22 protein-coding genes and 2 pseudogenes are annotated in these 22,422 nt (G+C 43.7%); 8 read left to right on the top strand and 16 right to left on the bottom strand.

All coding sequences use genetic code 11. From position 1 onward, the window contains the following. Nucleotides 1–102: 102 nt before the first annotated feature. Together Y79_RS0108810 and Y79_RS0108805 are read right to left on the bottom strand one after the other, a co-directional pair. On the bottom strand, nt 103–981 hold the full coding sequence (locus tag Y79_RS0108810) for a YitT family protein (RefSeq protein WP_016937338.1): 879 nt from the start codon (nt 979–981) through the stop codon (nt 103–105). Nucleotides 982–1,165: 184 nt separating this feature from the next. Further along, nucleotides 1,166–1,618 carry a MarR family winged helix-turn-helix transcriptional regulator gene (locus Y79_RS0108805; protein ID WP_016937337.1) on the bottom strand — a complete coding sequence of 151 codons (453 nt, stop codon included), beginning with the start codon at nt 1,616–1,618 and terminating at the stop codon, nt 1,166–1,168. A gap of 120 nt (nt 1,619–1,738) precedes the next feature. Here Y79_RS0108805 and Y79_RS0108800 point away from each other — a divergent pair, with 120 nt between their 5' ends. From Y79_RS0108800 to Y79_RS1000000120795, 4 genes and pseudogenes are all read left to right on the top strand, one after another. Then, nucleotides 1,739–2,173, top strand: a complete 435-nt coding sequence (locus Y79_RS0108800; protein ID WP_016937336.1) for a GNAT family N-acetyltransferase — start codon at nt 1,739–1,741, stop codon at nt 2,171–2,173. Nucleotides 2,174–2,301: 128 nt separating this feature from the next. Beyond that, a pseudogene (locus tag Y79_RS0108795) lies at nt 2,302–2,520 on the top strand (EamA family transporter); the annotation flags it as partial. Between the two features lie 114 nt (nt 2,521–2,634). Next, complete coding sequence (locus Y79_RS0108790) at nt 2,635–3,612, top strand: HD domain-containing protein (RefSeq protein WP_029575277.1); 978 nt, start codon at nt 2,635–2,637, stop codon at nt 3,610–3,612. Between the two features lie 2,021 nt (nt 3,613–5,633). Continuing rightward, a pseudogene (locus tag Y79_RS1000000120795) lies at nt 5,634–5,801 on the top strand (DUF255 domain-containing protein); the annotation flags it as partial. A 92-nt stretch (nt 5,802–5,893) separates the two neighbouring features. Here Y79_RS1000000120795 and Y79_RS0108785 read toward each other — a convergent pair. Next, entirely contained in the window at nt 5,894–6,760 is an 867-nt protein-coding gene (locus tag Y79_RS0108785) for an EamA family transporter (RefSeq protein WP_016937333.1), read from the bottom strand. A 324-nt stretch (nt 6,761–7,084) separates the two neighbouring features. Here Y79_RS0108785 and Y79_RS0108780 point away from each other — a divergent pair, with 324 nt between their 5' ends. Further along, nucleotides 7,085–9,154 (top strand): thioredoxin domain-containing protein, encoded by a 2,070-nt coding sequence (locus Y79_RS0108780; RefSeq protein ID WP_016937332.1) that lies wholly within the window; start codon nt 7,085–7,087, stop codon nt 9,152–9,154. On the opposite strand, the gene Y79_RS0108775 is transcribed toward Y79_RS0108780, so the two are convergent. Next, nucleotides 9,151–10,047: a CPBP family intramembrane glutamic endopeptidase gene (locus Y79_RS0108775; RefSeq protein ID WP_016937331.1), complete on the bottom strand. Its 897-nt coding sequence runs from the start codon at nt 10,045–10,047 to the stop codon at nt 9,151–9,153. The genes Y79_RS0108780 and Y79_RS0108775 overlap by 4 nt on opposite strands. A gap of 216 nt (nt 10,048–10,263) precedes the next feature. On the opposite strand from Y79_RS0108775, the gene Y79_RS0108770 reads away from it, so the two are divergent. Further along, nucleotides 10,264–11,595 (top strand): MFS transporter, encoded by a 1,332-nt coding sequence (locus Y79_RS0108770; protein ID WP_016937330.1) that lies wholly within the window; start codon nt 10,264–10,266, stop codon nt 11,593–11,595. Between the two features lie 32 nt (nt 11,596–11,627). Here Y79_RS0108770 and Y79_RS0108765 read toward each other — a convergent pair whose 3' ends face one another. From Y79_RS0108765 to Y79_RS0108710, 12 genes are all read right to left on the bottom strand, one after another. Beyond that, complete coding sequence (locus Y79_RS0108765; RefSeq protein WP_016937329.1) at nt 11,628–12,008, bottom strand: VOC family protein; 381 nt, start codon at nt 12,006–12,008, stop codon at nt 11,628–11,630. A 56-nt stretch (nt 12,009–12,064) separates the two neighbouring features. Further along, nucleotides 12,065–13,003 (bottom strand): LacI family DNA-binding transcriptional regulator, encoded by a 939-nt coding sequence (locus Y79_RS0108760; protein ID WP_016937328.1) that lies wholly within the window; start codon nt 13,001–13,003, stop codon nt 12,065–12,067. Between the two features lie 62 nt (nt 13,004–13,065). Beyond that, the gene (gene xth, locus Y79_RS0108755) at nt 13,066–13,824 is read right to left on the bottom strand and encodes an exodeoxyribonuclease III (protein ID WP_016937327.1); all 759 of its coding nucleotides are present in this window, start codon (nt 13,822–13,824) and stop codon (nt 13,066–13,068) included. Nucleotides 13,825–13,870: 46 nt separating this feature from the next. Further along, on the bottom strand, nt 13,871–14,398 hold the full coding sequence (locus tag Y79_RS0108750; RefSeq protein WP_016937326.1) for a methylated-DNA--[protein]-cysteine S-methyltransferase: 528 nt from the start codon (nt 14,396–14,398) through the stop codon (nt 13,871–13,873). Further along, a complete protein-coding gene (locus tag Y79_RS0108745; RefSeq protein WP_029575276.1) occupies nt 14,395–14,976 on the bottom strand; it encodes a bifunctional transcriptional activator/DNA repair enzyme AdaA in 582 nt (193 codons plus the stop codon). The genes Y79_RS0108750 and Y79_RS0108745 overlap by 4 nt, the downstream gene beginning before the upstream one ends. Nucleotides 14,977–15,166: 190 nt before the next feature. Continuing rightward, nucleotides 15,167–15,406, bottom strand: a complete 240-nt coding sequence (gene rpsR, locus Y79_RS0108740) for a 30S ribosomal protein S18 (protein WP_004392983.1) — start codon at nt 15,404–15,406, stop codon at nt 15,167–15,169. Nucleotides 15,407–15,449: 43 nt separating this feature from the next. Then, entirely contained in the window at nt 15,450–15,965 is a 516-nt protein-coding gene (gene ssbA, locus Y79_RS0108735) for a single-stranded DNA-binding protein SsbA (RefSeq protein WP_016937325.1), read from the bottom strand. A 39-nt stretch (nt 15,966–16,004) separates the two neighbouring features. Next, nucleotides 16,005–16,292 carry a 30S ribosomal protein S6 gene (gene rpsF, locus Y79_RS0108730; protein ID WP_004392977.1) on the bottom strand — a complete coding sequence of 96 codons (288 nt, stop codon included), beginning with the start codon at nt 16,290–16,292 and terminating at the stop codon, nt 16,005–16,007. A 111-nt stretch (nt 16,293–16,403) separates the two neighbouring features. Beyond that, nucleotides 16,404–17,504, bottom strand: coding sequence for a redox-regulated ATPase YchF (ychF, locus tag Y79_RS0108725; protein ID WP_016937324.1), 1,101 nt, complete (start codon nt 17,502–17,504; stop codon nt 16,404–16,406). Nucleotides 17,505–17,631: 127 nt separating this feature from the next. Continuing rightward, complete coding sequence (locus tag Y79_RS0108720) at nt 17,632–19,635, bottom strand: molybdopterin-dependent oxidoreductase (protein WP_016937323.1); 2,004 nt, start codon at nt 19,633–19,635, stop codon at nt 17,632–17,634. 46 nt (nt 19,636–19,681) lie between these two features. Further along, nucleotides 19,682–19,888 (bottom strand): DUF951 domain-containing protein, encoded by a 207-nt coding sequence (locus tag Y79_RS0108715; RefSeq protein ID WP_004392973.1) that lies wholly within the window; start codon nt 19,886–19,888, stop codon nt 19,682–19,684. Nucleotides 19,889–19,973: 85 nt separating this feature from the next. Continuing rightward, complete coding sequence (locus Y79_RS0108710) at nt 19,974–20,978, bottom strand: YkvI family membrane protein (protein ID WP_016937322.1); 1,005 nt, start codon at nt 20,976–20,978, stop codon at nt 19,974–19,976. A 163-nt stretch (nt 20,979–21,141) separates the two neighbouring features. Here Y79_RS0108710 and Y79_RS0108705 point away from each other — a divergent pair, with 163 nt between their 5' ends. Together Y79_RS0108705 and yyaC are read left to right on the top strand one after the other, a co-directional pair. Continuing rightward, nucleotides 21,142–21,645, top strand: coding sequence for a GNAT family N-acetyltransferase (locus tag Y79_RS0108705; protein ID WP_016937321.1), 504 nt, complete (start codon nt 21,142–21,144; stop codon nt 21,643–21,645). 156 nt (nt 21,646–21,801) lie between these two features. Then, a complete protein-coding gene (gene yyaC, locus Y79_RS0108700; protein ID WP_016937320.1) occupies nt 21,802–22,416 on the top strand; it encodes a spore protease YyaC in 615 nt (204 codons plus the stop codon). Nucleotides 22,417–22,422: the final 6 nt, after the last annotated feature.

Genomic DNA, 22,422 nt, shown 5'->3' with positions numbered 1-22,422 from the left:
CTAGTCAATGTTTGATATATCAATAATATACATCTGTTATTCTTTTTTGGCAAGTGTTTTCTCCTTTTTAAAAAAAGCTGCCGGTGAACGGCAGCTCGCTTTTTAATGATTATGAACTTTTCTGAAATTACTGCCTTTTACTTCAGCCACATCATATACCGTTACAAAGGCGTGCTTATCAATGTCATTAATAATTTCCTTCAGTTTGGTCTCTTCCAAACGGTTGATGACACATGTAATTTCTTTGAATTTTTCATGAGAAAAACCGCCGTATGCTTCTTTATACGTAGCGCTTCGGCCTAATTCCTCACGAATGGTTTCGACCATTAATGCAGGCTCGTTGGTGATAATCTGAAATGTTTTCGAACCGCTTAAGCCTTCCTCAACCACATGAATCACCTTAGACGCAATGTAGTAAGCAATCACGGAAAGCAAAGCGCCTTGCAGCCCGAATACAAAAGAAACAAAAATAAACACAAAGATATTTAAAAATAAAATGAGGTCGCTCGTGCCGAACGGCAATTTCCGTGACAGCAGCACGGCCAGCATATCAATTCCGTCTAATGCGCCGCCGTTACGCAGTGCCAAGCCCATTCCCAAGCCGAGAATAATCCCGCCGACAACGGTGATTAACAGGGTGTCTCCCTCGATGATAGCCGGCGTGTGATGGAAAAAGCTTGTACCCGCGGCAAGTGAGACAATGCCGATAATGGATAGGAACGCAAAGCCTTTCCCGATTTGCTTATATCCCAACCAGACAAACGGTATATTGATCACCGCAATTAAGATCCCAAGAGGCAAATGAAACAGCTGTGAACCGACAATGCTGAGTCCGGTCACCCCTCCGTCAGATACACTATTCGGAATCAATACGGTTTCCAGCCCATACGCGGCAATGATACCGCCGATGATGACCATGATGGCCCGTACGATTGATTTTGCTTTAAATTTCTTACGTTTTTGTTTTTCGATTGTATTCATATCATTCCCCGCTTCAATTATTTTGTCTTATTTAAATATACCATAATTGATACTTTTCGTTAAAAATAAGCCGATCAGCCGATTGTGAAGCAGGAACCGAGGAAGGTGATTTTACAGATAAAGTATCCATTTACGGCTTTAATCATTCAAAACACAACCACACAGTAAAAGTAATTATTATCCATTAATAATCCCTTTTGTTTCCCTTCTTCACATATTCCCAATCATGTTCTATATTTTTTCTCACCCGCTGAAGAAGGCTGAAAATGGTTTCTTTTTCTTCAGATGTAAAGCCGGCCAAGGCTACTTCCGCAGAGTGCTCTCCTTCTCTTTGCAATAACGGATAAACCTTTCTTCCTTTTTCGGTCGGGAACAGTTTTTTTATTTTTTTATTTTGATCATCAGGACGCTTTTCAATAAACCCTTGTATTTCCAGTTTTTTTATCGCTCTCGCCGCTGTTGTTCGGTCAACTTTAATCATTTCCGCCAATTTTTCCTGTATTATTCCCGGGTTTTCACATATACGAACAAGATAGAGATACTGCCCTTTTGTTAAGTCTAATTCTTTAAATTCTATATTGCTGATGGAATCCAATGCCCGTGCAATCATGCCGATTTCCCGCAAAATATCAGTCATATCTTTTCAAACCCTTCGTATTTTTGTTGCATTTACAATATAATTGTTTTATCGTTACTTCTATAAGACCACAAGCAAGCCGTGCAGTCCAGACTAATATGTGAAAAGGATTGGTTAATGATGAGGATAAAAAGAATAACGACGGAAATTGATTTACAAGCAGCGCTTGAGATTAGAAAAGCAGTATTCATTGAGGAACAGCAAGTACCCGAATCCGATGAGTTTGATCAGTTTGATACGCTTCAGGAACAATGCGGGCATGTCTTGGTTTATCATGAAAATCAGCCTGCCGGCACAGGACGCGTCCGCATCGTAAACCATACAGGCAAGCTCGAACGAATCTGCATCCTGAAGCCTTACCGCAAATACGGGTTGGGCAAAGCAATCATAAGCGAATTAGAAAACATGATAAAAGAAAAAGGCATCACTCAATGTAAACTGCATGGACAAACACAAGCGGAAGGCTTTTATCACAAACTGGGATATCAGACAGATTCACCGGAATTTATGGAAGACGGTATCCCGCATGTTTTAATGACAAAAGAGTTGGTTTAACCGAATAACAGCAAAACGGCTGTATGAATTATTTACCGAAAGCCTTCTATAAAGGCTTTTTTTCTTATCCTGAAACCCACAACTAAAAGGAATGTATTCGCAGCCGGTGCTTGTCACAAATGGCCGCCCCAACGGTTATCCCATACTTTGCACTTGCATACGTCACTTCAATCGTCGGCGCTTCAGAAGCATCCATTTCACTTTACGCAACACCCGCTTTATCCTTACTCATTTCCTGGTTTTGGATAGGCGAAGCGCCCGCCTTTATTTCTCTTTTAGGCGGAACAGTTACAGTCGTCGGGGTGTGTTTTATCTATTTGGAAGCAAATAAAATCAGGCTTAACTGAATTTTTCAGAATTGTGATATGTTAAGTATATCAATATTAAAAGAAAGAAAATCCATGATGCGATAGGTTGCAGCTTCTTTGCCATGCTTGGCGCATAAAAGGGGTGTAAGGAAAATGAAGATAACAGATAGTATTTATGGCGATTATGTTGTAGATGGAATTCTTGAAGAGCTTATTTTCAGTCATCCAGTACAAAGACTAAAAGGTATTTACCAAGGAGGAGCAAGTTATGTTGTGAATCAAAAGTGGAATGTCACGAGGTATGAACATTCCATAGGCGTAATGCTTCTCATAAAAAAATTGGGCGGCTCTTTAGAAGAACAAATCGCAGGTTTACTTCACGATGTATCTCATACTGCATTTTCACACGTTATTGATTTTGTGTTTAACAATAAAAATGAGGATTATCACGAAAACATTTATCATCATATCATAACTGATTCAGAAATCCCCCATATTCTCAGTACATATGGATTAAATTACAAAGACATTCTATTAGACAACTCTAATTGGAATTTGCTCGAACAGCCAGCTCCTGAGTTATGCGCTGACAGAATCGATTATACCTTAAGAGATATGTATCGGTACGAAAACATCACAATGGAGGAAGTTGATCATTTCTTAGATCATCTAATAATTAAAGAAGGAAAAATATACTTAAAAGATATAAAAACTGCTGAATGGTTTGTAAGAATTTATTATAAAGAGGTTATTGATTTCTTTATGAATCCTCTTAATATTTACGGTTATGATTATTTGGCTAAGACTTTAAAAACCGCTTTGGATAAAGAAATCATTAACATAAGCACACTGCTCGGAACAGATGAAGAAGTAATGAACATCTTGCGTTCTTCCGGGGATATAGATGTGAAAAATCTTGTAAGCCGCTTACATCGACGAGTCATTGTTAAAGAAGATAAGGCTGATTATCATTTGCATCGTAAGAATAAAATGAGGATTATTGATCCGTCTGTATTCTATGATGACAAACTTATCGCTTCCTCTGCATTATCAAAAGAAATTAAAACGATGAACGAAAATGCTAAGAAAAAAGCTGAGGAAGGGATGTATGTAAAAATAATTTCAAACTGATTTACCTCTTGAGCCTGCTTCAATCATTAGGCAGACGCAGGGAACAGTGAAAAAGTAAAACACGAAACAAGCCCATCCTTGTCAGCGTCGGCTATTCGACTGTCATTGGTGTCACTATAACTAGAAAGTTACAATAAGTGTATAAAGCTCTTTCTTAACGCATATGCGTTTCCGTTCCAAAATCGGAACCATTGCCAATTTACATTTATCTTTAAATTATTTATTAGTAAGAAACAATTCTCTTTTTTATTAGAGGGGAACCAGCATGCCTGTTTTTAGGAATTCCTTTCTGCACTGGCCCCCCTCAAAGATTAACTCTCTGTCATACCTAATGATAAATAATTCTTAAATTCCTTCTATTAGAGAGTATTGGAGTTACTGGTATGATCTCGCCATTAAATGGATCTCTCAGTTTAAAAACATAAATTCGGTGCTCATTTCCAGGAGCCCCTCGCCCTCTTGATTTTTTTTGATCAATAATATCCGCAGGATTATTTGGATTAAGTATCCAATGAGAATACCAGATCTGTCTTACATATCTTCTGTTCGTACTCTGAGGGCGTTCATTGAATCTACAGTGGTTCGTTGCCCCTTGCCAATATAGGTATCTGCCATTACTGATTTCATAACGATTATTTACAAAAAACCTAATTCCGACACATTCACCTGGATAAATGATGTCAGGTATATTATAATGGCTTTCCCGGTGACAATTGGCATCTCTATATTTCGTATAAGGAGTTACTCTAACACTTTGTAATCGGTTTCTGTTAATGAATAAATACTGCTGGGTGACTTGACCAGTTATAGGATTAACCGCTAAGTGACTGAGAAGAATGCCCTGATAAGCCGACAAGTTTGTGTTTTGAACACTTGTGGTTACATTGATGGTGTTGTTCGTTATACTTGTGACGCCACCTACCAATCTTCCGTTATGAACACAATAGCCATTCCTGCATGAAGCTCCGCTGCTCGCTCGGTATGACACTCCTACGCATGTTCCACGTACGATAACAACCAAACATACCACTTCCTCTCATTTAATCTGCTTACTAACTATGAATATCATGATCTGTTTGAATAAATAATTATTTTCTCACACGCTCAATTTTTTTACTTTTTTCATTCGTTACTGTTAAATACCATCAAGTGGTTTCCCGAGGTTCCACACCGAAAGAACTGGATCAATTCCTAAACCAAATTCCCCAACCATTCACTCCTCTTCCTCAATGAGCAAAAAAAGGAAAACAGCATTGGAATGCCCAGTGTGCCCAATCTGTAAGAACGGCGAACCTAGCCATTCTCTCATTACCGTAACTAGAGTTGGCAACACGCATAACATTGTTAATACAGTTTCAGGATATAGTTCAGTTTTTTGCAATATTCTCAGAAACAGCAACTCATTTCTTGACTCAAGCGGCTGCTTTGAATTCTTGCACTGAATTAAGTGTATGGACGGGCTATTTCATCTATTTTATATCTCGCTTCTTATGCAACTCTTAGATTAATCCCTCGTACCAACTTGACAAAAAATACACCTCCAGTTTTTTTATAGAATATGAAAAAACGATCTTAACGAATTGGACTTATGTTTCTTTTACTAAAAATGTGCTATTCAATATTATTGTTTTTTGACAGATTTTAAGCACAAAAAAATGAGCAGACATAAAGTCTACTCTTCCAACTTTGTTTCTTTTCCTTTAACCAAGTCGGCCGCCGTCACCAAAGGTTTATTAAATCAATTCAATACATATAATCTCCTTCAGTTAAATCATATATCACAAAAGCTCAAAGCTAACAAAAGAACAGAATTAGTAATTTGTTTATTTGCAACGTAACTTAACATAACCACTCTTTCCGGAACACACCACAATAAAACTGTCGCAGACCAGTGGGGACTAACCCATAATATGGGATAAATGAAAAACACCTTCACGTTTGAAAGGGGAAATATTTAAAGTATTTAATTTTATACTTGTGGTACAGTAAGAATGAAAAACAAATTGAAAGCGGATGATCCCATGCCAAATAAAAGCAAACCCAACAGCTTAATCACGGAGAAGTCCCCATATTTACTTCAACACGCCCACAACCCAGTAAACTGGCACCCTTGGGGAGAAGAAGCCTTCGAAAAAGCGCAACGCGAAAACAAGCCGGTTCTTGTCAGCATCGGCTATTCGACTTGTCATTGATGCCACGTTCGTATAACTACCCTTAAAAAAACAGACAAGACAATCTTCAAATTTGATTATCTTGTCCCGGCATTAATTGCAGTTGTTTTTTATGATTGTCTAACATTACTAACAATAATTCCACTTAATATAAGGATAACTCCCATCCATCGCGACCAACCTACACTTTCACCCAAGACCAATGCAGACATGGAAACAGCTACTGGAAGTTCAGATGCTGTTAAAATTGTCCCAAGTCCAGGACCAATATGAGGCATTCCTATGGAATATAAAAGAGGAGGGAGGAAAACTCCAAACAAACCTAGTATAAATCCATACGGTGCAACTCCCGCTAGCGTGGGTAAGTCCAATAAATAAATTGGTGGGAATATCAAGAATACAACCACTAAAGCACCTGTAGAAAGAAATGCACTTTTTAGTAATGGGGGAGTATCTTTCCCTACTGAACCACTGAGAAAAAGTGACGTTGCAAATGTTAAAGCAGATAAAAGTCCCCAAATTGTACCTTGCCATGATAATTCAATTCCGCCTTCAGAAATAATACCTCCTGCTAGTATGGAACCCACTAAAAGAATAAATATTGATATAAGTTTTTCTTTGTTTGGTTTTCTCTTATAGATTATAAGCTCGAAAAGTGTACCAATCCAAATGAATTGAAATAGTAAGATAATAGCCAGTGACGCATTAAGAGTTTGTAATGAATGATAATAAAATGCACCTGTCAGACCGAAAGGAATTCCCGATAACAGTAATTTGAGTGTTTGACTTCGGGTGACATTTTTCTTTTTTGTAAATAAAACAAGAATCCAAGTAATTAAGGTTCCAAATAAATATTGTCCGCCTGTTACCTCTGTCACCGAATACCCTGCTAAATAAGCTAGTTTAACAAACATAGATAATATTCCATAACAACATCCACCTAAAAAAACAATTAACGCATAATGCCATTTCTTCAAAGTTTCCCCCTCCTTTTTTTTTGCACAAAAAAAACCACACAATTGTCTACTGACAGTTGTGTGGCGAAAATAGAGTTCTCTCTAGAAAAATCCACGTCCTAAATAAAGGTTTTATTATTCAAATTTGAATTTATTATAAAATCAACAACATTAGTTGTCAATGGGGTGATTTTTTCACTTATAGAAGAGCTTTCGCGCTATTAGAGCAAAAATTCAAGTAAAGATTACCCTCACGAAAGTAATCGTTGAAATTATGTTATAAAATTAGGGAGATCGCTCATAATAAATTAAATAATAATCTTTACTACGAAAGAAGGTGATCCCATGCCAAACAATAGCAAACCCAACAGTTTAATCACAGAGAAGTCTCCATATCTCCTCCAACACGCCCACAACCCCGTAAACTGGCACCCTTGGGGAGAAGAAGCCTTCGAAAAAGCGAAACGCGAAAACAAGCCGGTTCTTGTCAGCATCGGCTATTCGACATGTCACTGGTGCCACGTAATGGCTCACGAGTCCTTTGAAGACGAAGAGATCGCCGGTATTCTAAATGATAAATTTATAGCCATCAAGGTTGATCGTGAGGAGCGGCCTGATGTGGATTCCGTGTATATGAGAATCTGCCAGCTGATGACGGGGCAGGGCGGGTGGCCGCTGAATGTGTTCATCACACCTGATCAGAAGCCGTTTTATGCGGGGACGTATTTTCCGAAGACGAGCAAATTTAACCGCCCTGGCTTTATCGATGTGCTTGAACATCTGTCCGAAACGTTTGCAAACGACCGGCAGCATGTCGAGGATATTGCTGAAAACGCCGCCGCTCATCTTGAAGTCAAGGTTCACCCGGCTGAGGGCATGCTTGGCGAACAGGCGGTCCATGACACGTATCGCCAGCTGGCCGGCGGGTTTGATACGGTGTACGGCGGGTTCGGCCAGGCTCCGAAGTTCCCGATGCCGCATATGCTCATGTTTCTGCTTCGCTACTACAGCTATACGGGTAAGGAACAGGCATTGGCAGGCGTAACCAAGACACTCGACGGCATGGCGAACGGCGGTATTTTTGACCACATCGGGTTCGGCTTTGCCCGCTACTCGACTGATAATGAATGGCTCGTGCCGCACTTTGAGAAAATGCTGTATGACAACGCCCTTCTCCTGACCGCATATACCGAAGCCTATCAAGTCACGGGCAATGAGCGCTACAAACAGGTTGCGAGGCAGATCGTGACGTTTATTCAGCGGGAAATGATGCATGAAGACGGCAGCTTTTTCTCAGCCTTAGACGCTGATACCGAAGGCCGTGAGGGGAAATATTACATATGGTCAAAAAAAGAAATCATGGATCTTCTCGGTGATGAACTCGGCTCGCTTTATTGCAAGGTATATAACATCACAGATCAAGGCAATTTCGAAGGAGAAAACATCCCGAACCTTATTTTCACGCGGCGTGAGGCCATCCTCGAAGAAACCGGCCTCACCGGACATGAGCTGACCGAACGTCTTGAAGGCGCAAGAAAAAAATTGCTGGAGGCGCGGGAAAACAGAAGCTATCCGCACACAGATGACAAAGTGCTGACCTCATGGAACGCGCTCATGATTGCCGGGCTGGCAAAAGCCGCAAAGGTATTTCACGATCGGGACTTTCTCAGCATGGCGGAAACAGCGATCCGCTTTCTCGAACGTCACCTCATGCCGGACGGGCGCGTCATGGTCCGCTACCGTGAGGGCGAAGTGAAAAACAAAGGATTTATCGATGATTACGCTTTTCTCATTTGGGCTTACCTTGACCTGTATGAAGCGGATTTTGATGCGTCTTATCTGCAAAAAGCGAAAACGTTATGTACAAGCATGCTCGATCTGTTCTGGGATGAAGGACACGGAGGTTTCTTCTTTACGGGGAATGACGCCGAGACTCTTCTTGTCAGGGAAAAAGAAGTTTATGACGGAGCCGTGCCTTCCGGAAACAGCGCGGCTGCCGTCCAGCTGCTTCGCCTCGGCCGCCTGACGGGTGATGTATCACTGATCGAAAAAGCTGAAGCCATGTTTTCTGTTTTCAAACGGGAAATAGAGGCCTACCCGAGCAGCAACGCTTTCTTCATGCAAAGCGTACTGGCGTATACAATGCCGCAAAAAGAAATCGTTGTGTTCGGAAGCAAAGATGATCCGGACAGAAAGCGTTTCATTGAGGCGCTTCAGGAACATTTCACTCCCGCCTATACGATTCTCGCCGCGGAACATCCGTCAGAGCTTGCAGGCATTTCTGATTTTGCCGCGGGCTATCAAATGATTGACGGTAAAACGACGGTTTACATTTGTGAAAATTTTACCTGCCGCAGGCCGACGACGGATATTGATGAAGCGATGAACACATTACAAATCAGCAGCAGAGCCTAGGCGGCCTGCTGCTTTTCTTTTTTCACAAAACGGAACGCGAGCCATGCGAAGATGACATTGATCACCAGAGTCGATATGCAATCATATATTTCATAGCCGCCGGCTGCTGTTGCAAATAGCGACGGAATGCCGCTGTACACCGAATGATCCTCTGTGAGAAAGATAAATAAAAACATATTATTGGCAGCGTGACCGCCCAAGGACATCTCCAGACTGCCTGTTTTTATCGTGATAAAGGTCCAGATCATGCCGATGGTGACATATCCGATTCCCGCCCAGAGCGCCCCGTTTTCCATCTCCGGATTTCCGAAATGAAGTGCGCCGAATAATCCGCCGACGATGACAGTCAAAACCACCGCATTTGCTGTCAGTTTTCCGGCGAACTGAAGCAGAAAACCCCGAAAGAGAAATTCCTCCGCGGAGGTTTGAATCGGCACCAAAAAGATGGATGCCACTAACAGCAGCAGAAAGCGTGAAGCATGGAATTCCTGAAGCGTGAAGCGACCCGGATGGATTGAAAAATCAATCAGCCCCGCCATAAACATCAACAAAAAGTAAGTGCCGAATCCAAAGAAAATCCGCTTCCAGTTCAGCGACTGATTCGGTGTGATGATGGATAAAAACCGCCGTTTCATAATGAAACGAACCGCTATCCAAATGCCCGGGATGGCTATGAAATAGACGATATGCTGTAAATAAATATCCGCCAGCGGGTCACTTAATGCCGCTTCATCCCAATCTATCGTCAATGAAGGATTGAACTCGGACGTGAGAAACATATAAAACACGGTCAATATGCTTCCAAAAATGAACAAACCCGCAATGACCAACAGAGAAAGGAGATATCTCCACACACTATTTCTTCCTTCTGCGGGCCTTATAAACATATTCATATTTATGCATCAACTTCCTTTCCTTCAACATTTTACAATATAAACAGAATCAGATATAGGAAATGTTATATATTTTTAAGAAGAAAGCGCTATGCTGTTTCCTTCAGCTCTGGTTATTTGCACTCTGTTTTTGCCATAAAAAGACCTTTATAATGTATTTGTCAGATGAATTTACAGTATTTTCTGATTACATTTTGCCAAGTCAGGGGGTTTTTTATGAAACATCAGACATTCTCAAATGTAGCGAACCGATTAGACCGTCTCCCCATTTCGCGTGTGCACTATCAAGTATTAACCGCTCTCGGAATCATCTATTTTTTCGATCTCGCTGATCTGTTTACGCTCAGCAACGTGGCTCCTGCGCTGATTGAGCATTGGGGCGTGAAGCTGTCTACCATTGCCGACATCACGGCTGCGTCCTTCCTGGGCATGTTTTTGGGCGCCTCGCTCGGCGGCAGGCTGTCCGATCGGATCGGCAGGAAAAAAGCGCTGAATTGTTTTGTTCTTATCTTTTCGATCTCATCTTTTCTGAATGCGCTGGCATGGGACATTCCTTCCTTAATGATTTTCAGGTTTTTGACAGGTCTCGGCGTCGCGGCCGCCATGATTGTCACTAACAGCTACTTGGCGGAATTCTTCCCATCCTCCGTTCGGGGAAAATACATTTCCTTTTGCGCCATGATCGGCTTAATCGGCGTTCCCGTGACAAACGTCGTATCCGCTTTTGTCATTCCGTTAGGCTCATGGGGATGGCGGCTCGTTTTTGTATGGGGCGCGGCCGGTCTCATTTATTTCTTTTTTATCCGCCGGCTTGAGGAATCGCCGCGCTGGCACGAAAATCGGGGGGCATATGATCAGGCAGACGCCATTATGAATCGGCTTGAAGCCCGCGTAGAGAAAGAAAAAGGTCCGCTCCCCGCGCCAAAAGAAGCAGCAGAAGTACATACAGTGAAGCACGCCGGCTACTTAGGGCTGTTTCAGGGCAGGAATTTAAAGATCACCATCATCCTGTCTGCAGTATGGATTCTTGAAACCTTTGGCTTTTACGGCTTTGCCTCATGGGTGCCCAGCCTGCTGAAAAGCAACGGCATCACCATGGAAAAAACGCTGTGGTACAATGTGCTTCACTCTGTCGGCGCCCCGCTTGGCGCGTTGCTCGGATCCATGATATCCGAAAAGTTCCAAAGGAAATGGATTCTGGCCGCAAGCGCTTTTCTGACTGCCATTGCCGGACTGTTGTACGGCATGACATTTATTCCCGTGATGATTATTGTGTTTGGATTTGTCGTCAACGTCACGGAACGGGTTTTCACCTCAAATTTATACGCATACACATCAGAGCCGTATCCGACGGAATATCGTTCGGCGGGCAGCGGGCTGGCGTACGGGCTCGGCCGTTTTTCCAACATATTCGGTTCCCTGCTCGTCGGATTTATTGCCGTAAAACTCGGATACATCAGTGTCTTTTTGTTTATCGGCGGCTGCTGGCTTCTATGTTCCGTTCTGTTAATCCTCTTCGGCCCGAAAACAAATGCACAGCAAATATAATCAATAAAACAGTGCGGGTTCACCCCGCACTGTTACACTGTGATTTCTATCAAATTGCCTTCCCCATCCTCTATCACGCTCTCATAATATCCGTCACCCGTTACGCGCGGGCCGCTTACAACCTGAAATCCGTCATTTTTAAACGTCTCCGTCAGTTCATTCACCCGCTCCTTGCTGCCTGTAGAAAATGCGAGATGCGCCCATCCGGTCATATTCTGTGACGGAGTTTCATCAATGCCGCCTTTTTTCATAAGTTCCAGCCTGCATCCGGAGTCAAATGAAAGAAAGTACGATTTGAAATCCTTTTTCTCATTATGGTAAAGGTCATTGGCCTTTGCCCCGAAGTATTTCTCATAAAATTCTTTCATCCGTTCTAAATCTTTCACCCATATCGCTGCATGTTCAATTCGCATATGTCCGCCTCCCTTTTTTCCTCAATCTAGTTATAAGGCATGAAATCCATTTCAGCTCAAGACTTTTTCTGCTGAAATTGGTGCATAATTTGTTTTTTAGCCGTTTCTCCGTGCAAAAACAGCAAAAATGCTTCTTTTCCGACCCGTTCTAAATGAAGTTCCAGAGATGGAATATTCAAAACCCGGCTGACGCTCAAATTTCCTTCACCGATGATCTCCGCGTCCCATTTCTGTTCTTTCGCAAATTGGTACAAGCCGGCAGCCACATCATCACTATGCGCATAGACGGCCGTCGGCGACTTGCTGAACCCCCAGAAATGCTCACCCGCACGCTTTCCATCGTCCATATCATGGCAACCGACCATAATGCGGGTTTCATCAAGAGAACCGAAAACCGCTTTATATGCATTTACCTTGTCGGCCGTACTCGGACTTTTTTCCGCTTCCCGCACACATGTAAAAGCAACATCTTGGTGCCCACGGTTTTTCAAATACATAAAGCTCTCTCTGTAAGCCGCCTGTCTGTCGTTATAAGCGCAGGGAATCTCTTCGTGCTGTGTATATTCACAAGCGACAATGGGTCCGTATTCAAGGTAAGGCACGGCTGTTTCCCATTCATTCGCGCGGGAGGTGACAATCAGCCCGTCAATCTTTTTCATTTTCAGCAGTTCGAAATACGTCATCTCTATAGCGGGGTCATAGTTGGTGGGGAGAAGGGTTGTCACGTAATCATGAGCAAACGCTTCCTTCGTGATACCGTTTACAATTTTGTCAAAGCAGGGATGGTCACTGTACGGCAATATTACGCCGATCGTATTGGTCTTTCCGCGAATCAGATCAATGGCAGTTCGATTAGGAGTATAATCCAGCTCCTTCATTACTTGATTCACAAGACGCCTTTTCTCCTCAGATACATACGGGTGTTGGTTTAACACGCGTGATACGGTGGCCACCGACACATTCGCCAGTTTCGCAATCTCTTTTATATTTGCCATGTGCTCCTCCATTTTCGATAATAAAAAAGCAGCAAGAGTGGATTTCTCTTACTGCTATCTCATCATAAATCCACTGTCATTTCAACAGGGCAATGGTCAGAACCCATGATATCGGCACAAATGGCTGCTTGGCTGATCCGGTGCTTCAGCCTGTCTGAAACAATAACATAATCGAGCCGCCAGCCGATATTTTTCTCGCGTGCATTCGTCCTGTAAGACCACCAGGAATACGCGCCTTCCTGATCGGGATATAAATAGCGGAACGAGTCGGTAAATCCCGCGTTCAGCAGAGCGCTGAACGCTTCCCGCTCCTGATCCGAGAAACCGGCGTTCTTTCGGTTGGCTTTTGGATTTTTCAAGTCTATCTCCCTGTGTGCGACATTTAAATCGCCGCATAAGATCACAGGCTTCTTCCGGTCAAGCTTCTGCAGATAATCCTTAAAATCCGCTTCCCATTGAAGACGGTAATCAATTCGCTCTAATCCGCGTTTGGCATTTGGCGTGTAGCAGTTGACGACGAACACGTGCTCAAATTCAAGCGTGATTACCCGTCCTTCTTGATCATGGCTGTCAATTCCCAACCCATAGGACACGTGCAGCGGCTCTTCTTTCGAGAAAACAGCCGTGCCTGAGTAGCCTTTTTTCACCGCATAGTTCCAATAGGCATGATATCCTTCAGGCTGTAATGATACTTGTCCGTCCTGTACTTTTGTTTCTTGCAGACATAGAATATCGGCTTTCGTTTCCTGAACGTAAGTATTGATATCTCTTTTTTTCATCACGGCACGCAAGCCGTTTACATTCCAAGAAATCAGTTTCATGTGTTCCCTCCCGCCGGCTCAGCCGGTATTAACATTCAGCATGTGTCTATTTCCATGTTTTATTGTGCCTGCCCTCTAATGCCAGCAGCTGTTTTTTCATTTCTAAACCGCCTCTGAATCCGGTCAGTTTCCCGTTTTTCCCGATGACACGATGGCACGGAACCGTAATCAATACCGGATTTTTCCCGATTGCGGCGCCCACGGCTCTTACGGCTGACGGTTTCCGGATCATTTCTGCTATATCCGAATAGGAGTATGTCTCGCCATACGGTATGTCCATAAGCGCTTTCCATACAGCAAGCTGAAATTCCGTCCCATAAAGATCGAGCGGGACGGAAAATACCGATCTGTCATTTTTGATGTACTCAGACAGCTCTGCTGTGTAAGGCGCCAGTTTTTCATCATCACGCACCAATCGGTATTCCGGCATGGCTTTTCCTGCCCACTGCGCAAGTTCTTCAAAGTCCCCATGATTTGAACCTATGAAGCAAAGCCCCTTAGAAGTAGCGGCTGTATACAGGCTCCAATCCATCCATGTGAAGCGTGTCCAATAGATCATCGTCTCTTTACTCATAATGACCCTCCCTGTCTCGTTCCGGCAGTTTTTCTGTATTCTGTGGGCGAACTTCCGGTTCTCTTTTTGAAAAGGGTCGCAAAATGCGCTGTGTTTGGAAATCCGACAGTCAGAGCGATCTCCATAACTGTTTTATCAGTATGCATTAAAAGATCCCCCGCCTTCGCGAGTCTCTTTTTCTGTATATACTCAATCGGAGATGTCCCTTTGATTTTTTTAAATGTCCGCTGTAAATGATAGGGGCTGCCGTGACACATATCTGCCAGTACGCTCAGAGTCAGGGGTTCATGATAATGGCCGTCAATATACTCAGTGATTTGCGCAACCCATTCTTCATCTGGGAGGCGAAGGCCGTTTGGCCGGCACCTTTTACAAGGACGAAAATGTCTCTTTATCGCTGCTTCAGCCGTATCAAACACCAGTACGTTTTTCTTATTCGGAACTCTCGATTTACAAGAAGGGCGGCAGAAAATCCCCGTCGTTTTTACCGCATAATAAAATACCCCGTCATAGGAAACATCATTGTGTATGATTGTGTTCCACTTCTCATCTGTCAGGATATTTCTTTCCGTTTCCATCTCAGTCACCCCCTGTTCTTCAGTATAAACAAATTCATTTTATAAGTACGCATATTTGAATAGGCGAGCAAGATAACAAAGACGGATGTAAGAAGCCCTTCCATGTTTCATGTGAAACATTTCGGCAGGATGGGGACGGAATAATAAAAAAAGAGCAGGAGCCCGCAGGCTCTTGCTCTTTTCTTTCGGCTTACTCGCCAGTTACGTATGGAAGTAAAGCCATTTGACGTGCGCGTTTGATCGCGATAGTCAATTTACGTTGGTATTTCGCATTTGTTCCAGTTACACGGCGAGGTAAGATTTTACCACGCTCAGAAACAAACTTTCTAAGAAGATCTACATCTTTGTAATCGATGTGCGTAATGCCGTTAGAAGTGAAGTAACAAACCTTACGGCGTTTCGCACGACCGCCTCTGCGTCCTCCTGCCATTGTCATTTCCCACCTTTCTTGTTATGAATATAGCGATAATCTATTAGAACGGAAGATCATCATCCGAGATGTCAATCGGCTTGCCGTCGTTGGCAAATGGATCATCATTAAAGCTGTTCCCTTGATTTCGTCTCTGGCTGTTCTGATTTCCGCCGAACGGATTATCATTTTGGCCTCCGCCAAAGTATTGGCCTCCGCCGCTGTTTCCTTCGTTGTATCCGCCTGAACCAGAACCGCCGCTTTTAGGCTCAAGAAATTGAACACTTTCAGCTTGGACTTCTGTCACGAAGACACGCTGTCCCTGCTGATTTTCATAATTTCTCGTCTGGAGTCGGCCGTCTACGCCGGCAAGACTTCCTTTTTTAAGAAAGTTTGCAACGTTTTCGGCTTGTCTTCTCCAAGTGACACAATTAATGAAATCGGCTTCACGTTCTCCGGACTGGTTCGTGAAAGTACGATTCACAGCAAGAGTAAACGTGGCGACAGCCGCACCGCTTGGCGTATAACGAAGCTCTGGGTCTTTTGTTAGTCTTCCGACTAATACAACTCGGTTAAGCATATGAAAGACCACCTTTTAACATTATATATTTCAAATTGCTTATTCTTCTTCTTTAACAACGATGTGGCGAATGATATCGTCACTGATCTTAGCTAAACGGTCGAATTCAGCAACCGCTGCAGCTTCAGACTGAACGTTTAAGATTTGGTAGAAACCGTCACGGAAATCGTTGATTTCGTAAGCAAGACGACGTTTACCCCAATCTTTTGTTCCAGTGATCTCCGCTCCGTTAGAAGTCAAAACGTTGTTGAAACGCTCGATAACTGCCTTCTTTGACTCTTCGTCAATGTTTGGACGGATAATGTACATAACTTCGTACTTTTTCATCTGTTTGCACCTCCTTTTGGTCTAAGCGGCCCTTAAATGGGCAAGGAGCAATAATTCTATTACTCACAAGTTTATATTATACCAAAGCTCTTGTCCCTTTACAACTGTGTCCTATACATTAAATCGGAAATGAATGACATCTCCGTCTTGGACGATATATTCCTTACCTTCCAGACGCACTTTTCCGGCTTCTTTGGCTCCGGACATTCCGCCGCCTGCCAAGAGGTCTTCATAAGCAACCGTTTCAGCGCGGATAAAGCCGCGTTCAAAGTCAGTGTGGATGATACCTGCACACTCAGGAGCTTTCATGCCTTTTCTGAATGTCCAAGCGCGCACTTCCTGTTCGCCCGCCGTAAAGTATGTCGCAAGGCCGAGAAGAGAGTATGACGCTTTAATCAGCTGATCAAGGCCTGACTCTTCAATGCCGAGCTCTTCAAGGAACATTTGCTTTTCTTCGCCTTCCAATTCAGCAATTTCAGACTCGATTTTCGCGCAGACGACGATGACCTCGGCATTTTCACCCGCGGCGTACTCACGGATTTTCGCAACGTATTCATTGTCTGAAGGATCAGCCACTTCATCCTCGCTTACATTCGCCACATAAAGCACGGGTTTTGACGTAAGCAAATGAAGCTGCTTCACAAGCTTTTGCTGTTCTTCCGTAAATTCAACGGAACGTGCAGGCTTTTCTTGTTCGAAAGCTTCTTTTAATTTAGACAGAATGTCAAATTCAATAACCGCTTCTTTGTCTTTTTGCTTCGCAAGCTTGCTTACCCGTGTGATGCGTTTTTCGACTGTCTCCATGTCGGCAAGAATCAATTCAAGATTGATCGTTTCAATATCATCAATCGGATCGACTTTCCCTGACACGTGCGTAATATTGTCATCCGCGAATGCCCGTACAACGTGACAGATCGCGTCTACCTGACGGATATGAGAAAGAAACTTATTTCCCAGCCCTTCACCTTTAGATGCGCCTTTTACGATCCCCGCGATATCAGTGAATTCAAACGCAGTCGGCACCGTTTTTTTCGGGTTCACCAATTCAGTCAGCTTTTGCAGACGTTCATCAGGCACTTCCACGATTCCCACGTTCGGATCAATTGTACAGAACGGGTAGTTGGCTGATTCGGCACCAGCCTGGGTAATTGCATTAAATAACGTCGATTTTCCCACATTCGGCAAACCGACAATTCCAGCAGTTAAAGCCATTCTTTCATCTCCTCTATATCAAACCATCATCGTATTAAACGTATTGTAAACCTAGAGCAATTATAAGGAGGTTCATAGGAAAAGACAAGCTGAGAAAAAAGCATTTCCTGCCCTCTCTCTCCTTAGATTATCCTTTTTTAACCGCTACCAGACAGTCAAAAAGCGTACTTCCCATTCCATTATCGGAATTTGAATCTTTTGTAAGCATGTTGACCGAACCTCCGAATGCCGACCACATGCCTTCATCTATATTCACCGTCTTCGGGTGAGCCTGCTTCATGATTTTCACCCTGCCGCGCAGACGTCCGCGGTCATTGTATACCTCTGCCGTATCTCCGTCCTGAAGTGAAAGCTCCTCGGCGATATCCGGCGACAGATCCACCTGAATCTGCTGAAGCTTTTCAATAAACGGCACGTGCTGTGAATGATTGGAGCGCTGCGGGTGAATGGACAGCAGCGTATACGGATATTTCCCGGCCAGCCCGGCGTCGTGATAAACGGATTCTTCCGGCACTTCCAATTGAGGGAGGCCGCTGTATCCTTTCTCTTCTGCCAGTGACGAAACGAATTCAAACTTTCCGCTCGGGGTTAAAAATTGGAAATCATTCCATGGAACCTGTTTGACTGGAAGCGGCATATGGCCTTTTTCCTTTAATCGCTCAAGTGTGATTCCTTCTTTCTCCAAAGAAGAGAGCCCCATTTTCAAGAAATCTTCCGTACTGTAATCAAACAGCTCTCCGAATCCGAGACGCTTGGCGAGCTCCGTCCAGATCCAGCGGTCTGATTTCGCCTCTCCCTGCGGTTCCGCAAGCTTTCTGCCATACTGAACATAGTGATGGTACATGCTGGAGTAATAAATATCTTCTTCTTCAAAAACAACGGCCGTCGGCAGTACATAGTCACAGAGCTTCGCCGTATCGGTCATGACCGAATCAATGGCCACTGTGACCGGTGTTTTTTCAAACGCTTCCTTCACTTTTTTTGTATTCGGCACCTGTGTCAGCGGATTGCCGCACGTCACGATAATCATCTCAATCGGCGGGTCGGCTGCGTTCAGCGCCTCTTCGGCCTGTGTCATCATCGAAAACGTTCTCGTGTTTTTCTTCAGGTCAGGACGGGTGAGTTCGGTCTTTGCAAAGCTTTCACCGACTTGGACATTTCCAAAGTTGGCTCCGCCGCCTTTAATACCGACATTTCCGCTCGCTGCCGCTAGAGCGTCAATCCAGCGTATCGTCCCGCCGCCGTTTTTATATCTCTGCATCCCAAGACCCATAAAAGTAGAAGCGGGACCGTCAGCATATAGATCAGCAAGATATTCAAGCACTTCTAAAGATGTTTCGGTTTTCTCAATGATCTCATCCAAAGAAATCGTGTGCAGCAGCTTTTCTATTTCTTCAAAACCGATCGAATGCTTTTGAATGAAATCGGCATCCGTTCTGCCGGTTTGGCATAATATTTTCAAAACACCCGCCGCAAGCCAGCCATCCATTCCGGGTTTAACGGAGATATACCGGTCGGCAAGCTTTGCAGTCGGGTTAAAAATAGGGTCAATGACCGTCAGTGTCGCTCCTTTTTTCTTCACCTGCTGCAAATGATGATAGAGGTGCATATTCGTCCGTGACACGTTTCTGCCCCATACGATCACATGCTTGCTGTGATAAATATCAAGCGGTCCATGCCCGTAAGAACGGCCGAAATCCCAGCGCTGCGCCTCAATTCCGGATCCCCAGCAAATGCTGCCCGCAATCTCCGTCACACCGCCGTATCCATTGAAAAAACGCTGGTCGAGCGCTTTCAAAAGACCGTTATTGGCGTAATCATGACTGTGCAGCACAGCGGCAGTGCCCAGCGTTTCCTTAATCTCCGCCATTTTTTCCGCAATTTCATCTAACGCCTGCTCCCATGAAATGCGGACAAATTCGCCATCTTTCTTTTTTAAAGGAAAACGAAGCCGCTCCGGTGCATTCGTTTTCGTCTCCAGCATTCTGCCCCGGCCGCAAATTTTCCCTTCTGTGATGGGGTGACTCGGGTCTCCGTCTACTTTCGTCACTTTTCCATCCTCAACTGCCACCAAAAAGCCGCAGCTGTCCCAGCAATTCAGCGGACACGCTGACTGATGCACTTTGCTCATCTTGCCTCTTCCTCTCCTCTATATGAAAAAGCATGAGCGTCAGCCTTTATGATGTAGGCTCCTCATGCTTGACGAGTACTTTTTTCAGCTTTCTCTCAAAATCTCTTCTCGGAATCATGACACTGTGGGAACAACCCGTGCATTTGATCCGAATATCCATTCCCATCCGAATGATTTTCCATCTGTTTTCACCGCAAGGGTGCGGCTTCTTCATTTCAACAATATCATTCAGGCCAAAGTCTTTATCCGCCAAGACCCTTCACCTCTCTCCATAGACTGCTTTATTCATTGTACAAAAAAAGTCAGGATAAGAGCAACGGCCGCACTCAAAATGAGCATTATACTTTTTTCCATCTCCCTAATACAGGGTAAAGAAGAAGACATACCAGCAAATAAAGACTTAAGAGCCCGTAAATGGGATACAAAATGGCGATTAAATCTGAAAAGCCGATTGTCGTAAAAGGCACCATCACAGCTAAAAGAAGAAGAACAAGCGTCCATCTCGGCAATTTCACAAAAACAAGCATGCGGCTGGACAGCCCGAACAGACCAGTCACGGTTGTCGTATAAATGGCTAAAAAAAGCACGGCTGTCATACAAAGAAACAACGGATAAGGAGCACCTTCAAGTACAGCAAAGAGAGGAATCTCATAATGTGTGAGACTGCCTGAGAGCTGTACAAGCGTTTCATTGTAGACAAATGAAATCACACCGAAAATCAGCCCGCTGACAACACTGGCGATTTTCGCTTCCCCAAGTCCTTTCATATCCTTCCCGACAGAAGAAAGAACCGCCACAACAGAAAGGATATTTAATGATGTAAAGGTAATGCTCGCCGGCCAATTATATTGACGGGTCAAATCTATCGTCCACGTATAGTGATGGGTTGTCTGAAAAAAGATCAATGCATATAACAGCCCCGCTACAAGAATCGGTATCAAAATGCTATTCAGAGATAATATTCCTTTTATATCCCAAAAGAATAAACAGATGGTCACAATGCACAGAAGAAAAATACCGATCCAAAACGGCAGCTTGTACATTTGCAGCGTCACACCGCCACCGGCAATCATGACCGTCGTCGTTGAAAATAAATAAAACATGATAAGAATATCATAGATTTTGGCAAGAGCCGGCCCCATCAAATGCTCAAGCACAGGTAAAAAGTGCGTTGATTGGACCTGATAGCTGATCTTCAGCACAATATAAGCCGAAATGGTGAACATGACTGTAAACAATACAATGGCCAGTCCGCTTTCAACACCGAAAAACTGCCATATTTCCTGCCCGCTTGCATACCCGGCTCCAATCTGGCTGCTTAATATGAGCAGCATCCACCTCATTCCGGCTCTCCACAACCTTATCACCTCATAAAATTTCTGATAATCCCCGCATATTGCTACTATATTGAGCGACAGCGGCAATCATTCATACAAACGGGACAAATATGGTACGATAAAGATGATTGACTACACAGAAAATTCATTCGTGTAAGGAGCTCAAATCATGTACATCAGGCGTTTAACCGCAAGTGACACCCAGCTTTACTCCAGCATCAGGCTCAAAGCATTAAAAGATCACCCGGACGCATTTGCGGTCAGCTATGATGAGGAGAAAGAATGGCCGCCCGAAAAATTCAAAGCCAGGCTTGAAGCCGACAATGCTATAGTGCTTGGCGCCATTGAGAAAGACAGTCTTATAGGCATCATTAAAATATCCAATCATCCGCTTTATAAACTAAGACACATTGCGGTTATCGGTTCTATGTATGTTTCTCCTAAACATCGAGGATCAGGCGCAGGAAAAGCCTTAATGACTGAAGCCATCAGCCAAGCAAAAAAGATGAAAGATACGGAACAGCTCCACCTCTCGGTTACTTCAACCAATGAACCTGCAAAAAAACTCTACGCTCAGTTAGGTTTTATCCTCTTCTCTACAGAAAAAAGAGCGCTGAAATTAGATCACCAACAATATGTCGATGTAGATCATATGGTCTTATACCTTTCATGAACTTGAAGAACAACAGCTTCAGGTTCATTTTTTTACCCGGCAGATTGATTATGACATAAGCATAAAAAAAGACAGTGCTGGATATACTGTAAACAACCATACATCACCACAAACATCAGTGTAATACTCGTATGACATGACAAGGAAGTGAACCCTATGAATCGAAAAGGCGGGCTTTTTTCTCAGGAACGGGCAAAACAATATGTGTCCCACACGGATTCCTCTGCCGCGAATCAAATACAAGCGATCCTTGCTTCATCTTTACGTAAAGCAGGCGGCAGGCCGTTAGTCACCGTGTGTATCGGTACAGATCGATCAACCGGAGATTCATTAGGTCCGCTTGTGGGAACAAAGTTAGAAAACATGAAGTTAGGCAGATTACACGTTTACGGAACATTGTCAGACCCCGTTCACGCCGTAAATATGAAAGACAAACTAAAACATATTCAACATATACATAAAAATCCGTTTATTATAGCGGTTGACGCTTGTTTAGGCCGCGTTAAAAGTGTAGGGTCATTTCAAATTGGCGATGGACCGCTGAAGCCCGGAGCCGGTGTTCAAAAAGACCTTCCTGAGATCGGTGACGTTCATATTAATGGAATCGTCAATGTCAGCGGGTTTATGGAGTATTTTGTCCTGCAGAATACGAGGCTTCATCTTGTGATGAGCATGGCGAATGTTTTGGCAGAGGGATTACAGCTGACGGATAAATCAGAAGAACGGCAGGAACGGCTCAGTCCGTTTCATAAGCTGACAAGACGTATATAAAAAAAC

It is taken from the genome of Bacillus siamensis KCTC 13613 (assembly GCF_000262045.1).
Lineage (GTDB): Bacteria > Bacillota > Bacilli > Bacillales > Bacillaceae > Bacillus > Bacillus siamensis.
Note: the sequence above shows the minus strand (reverse complement) of the source record. Positions and strands in the feature narration are given on the sequence as shown.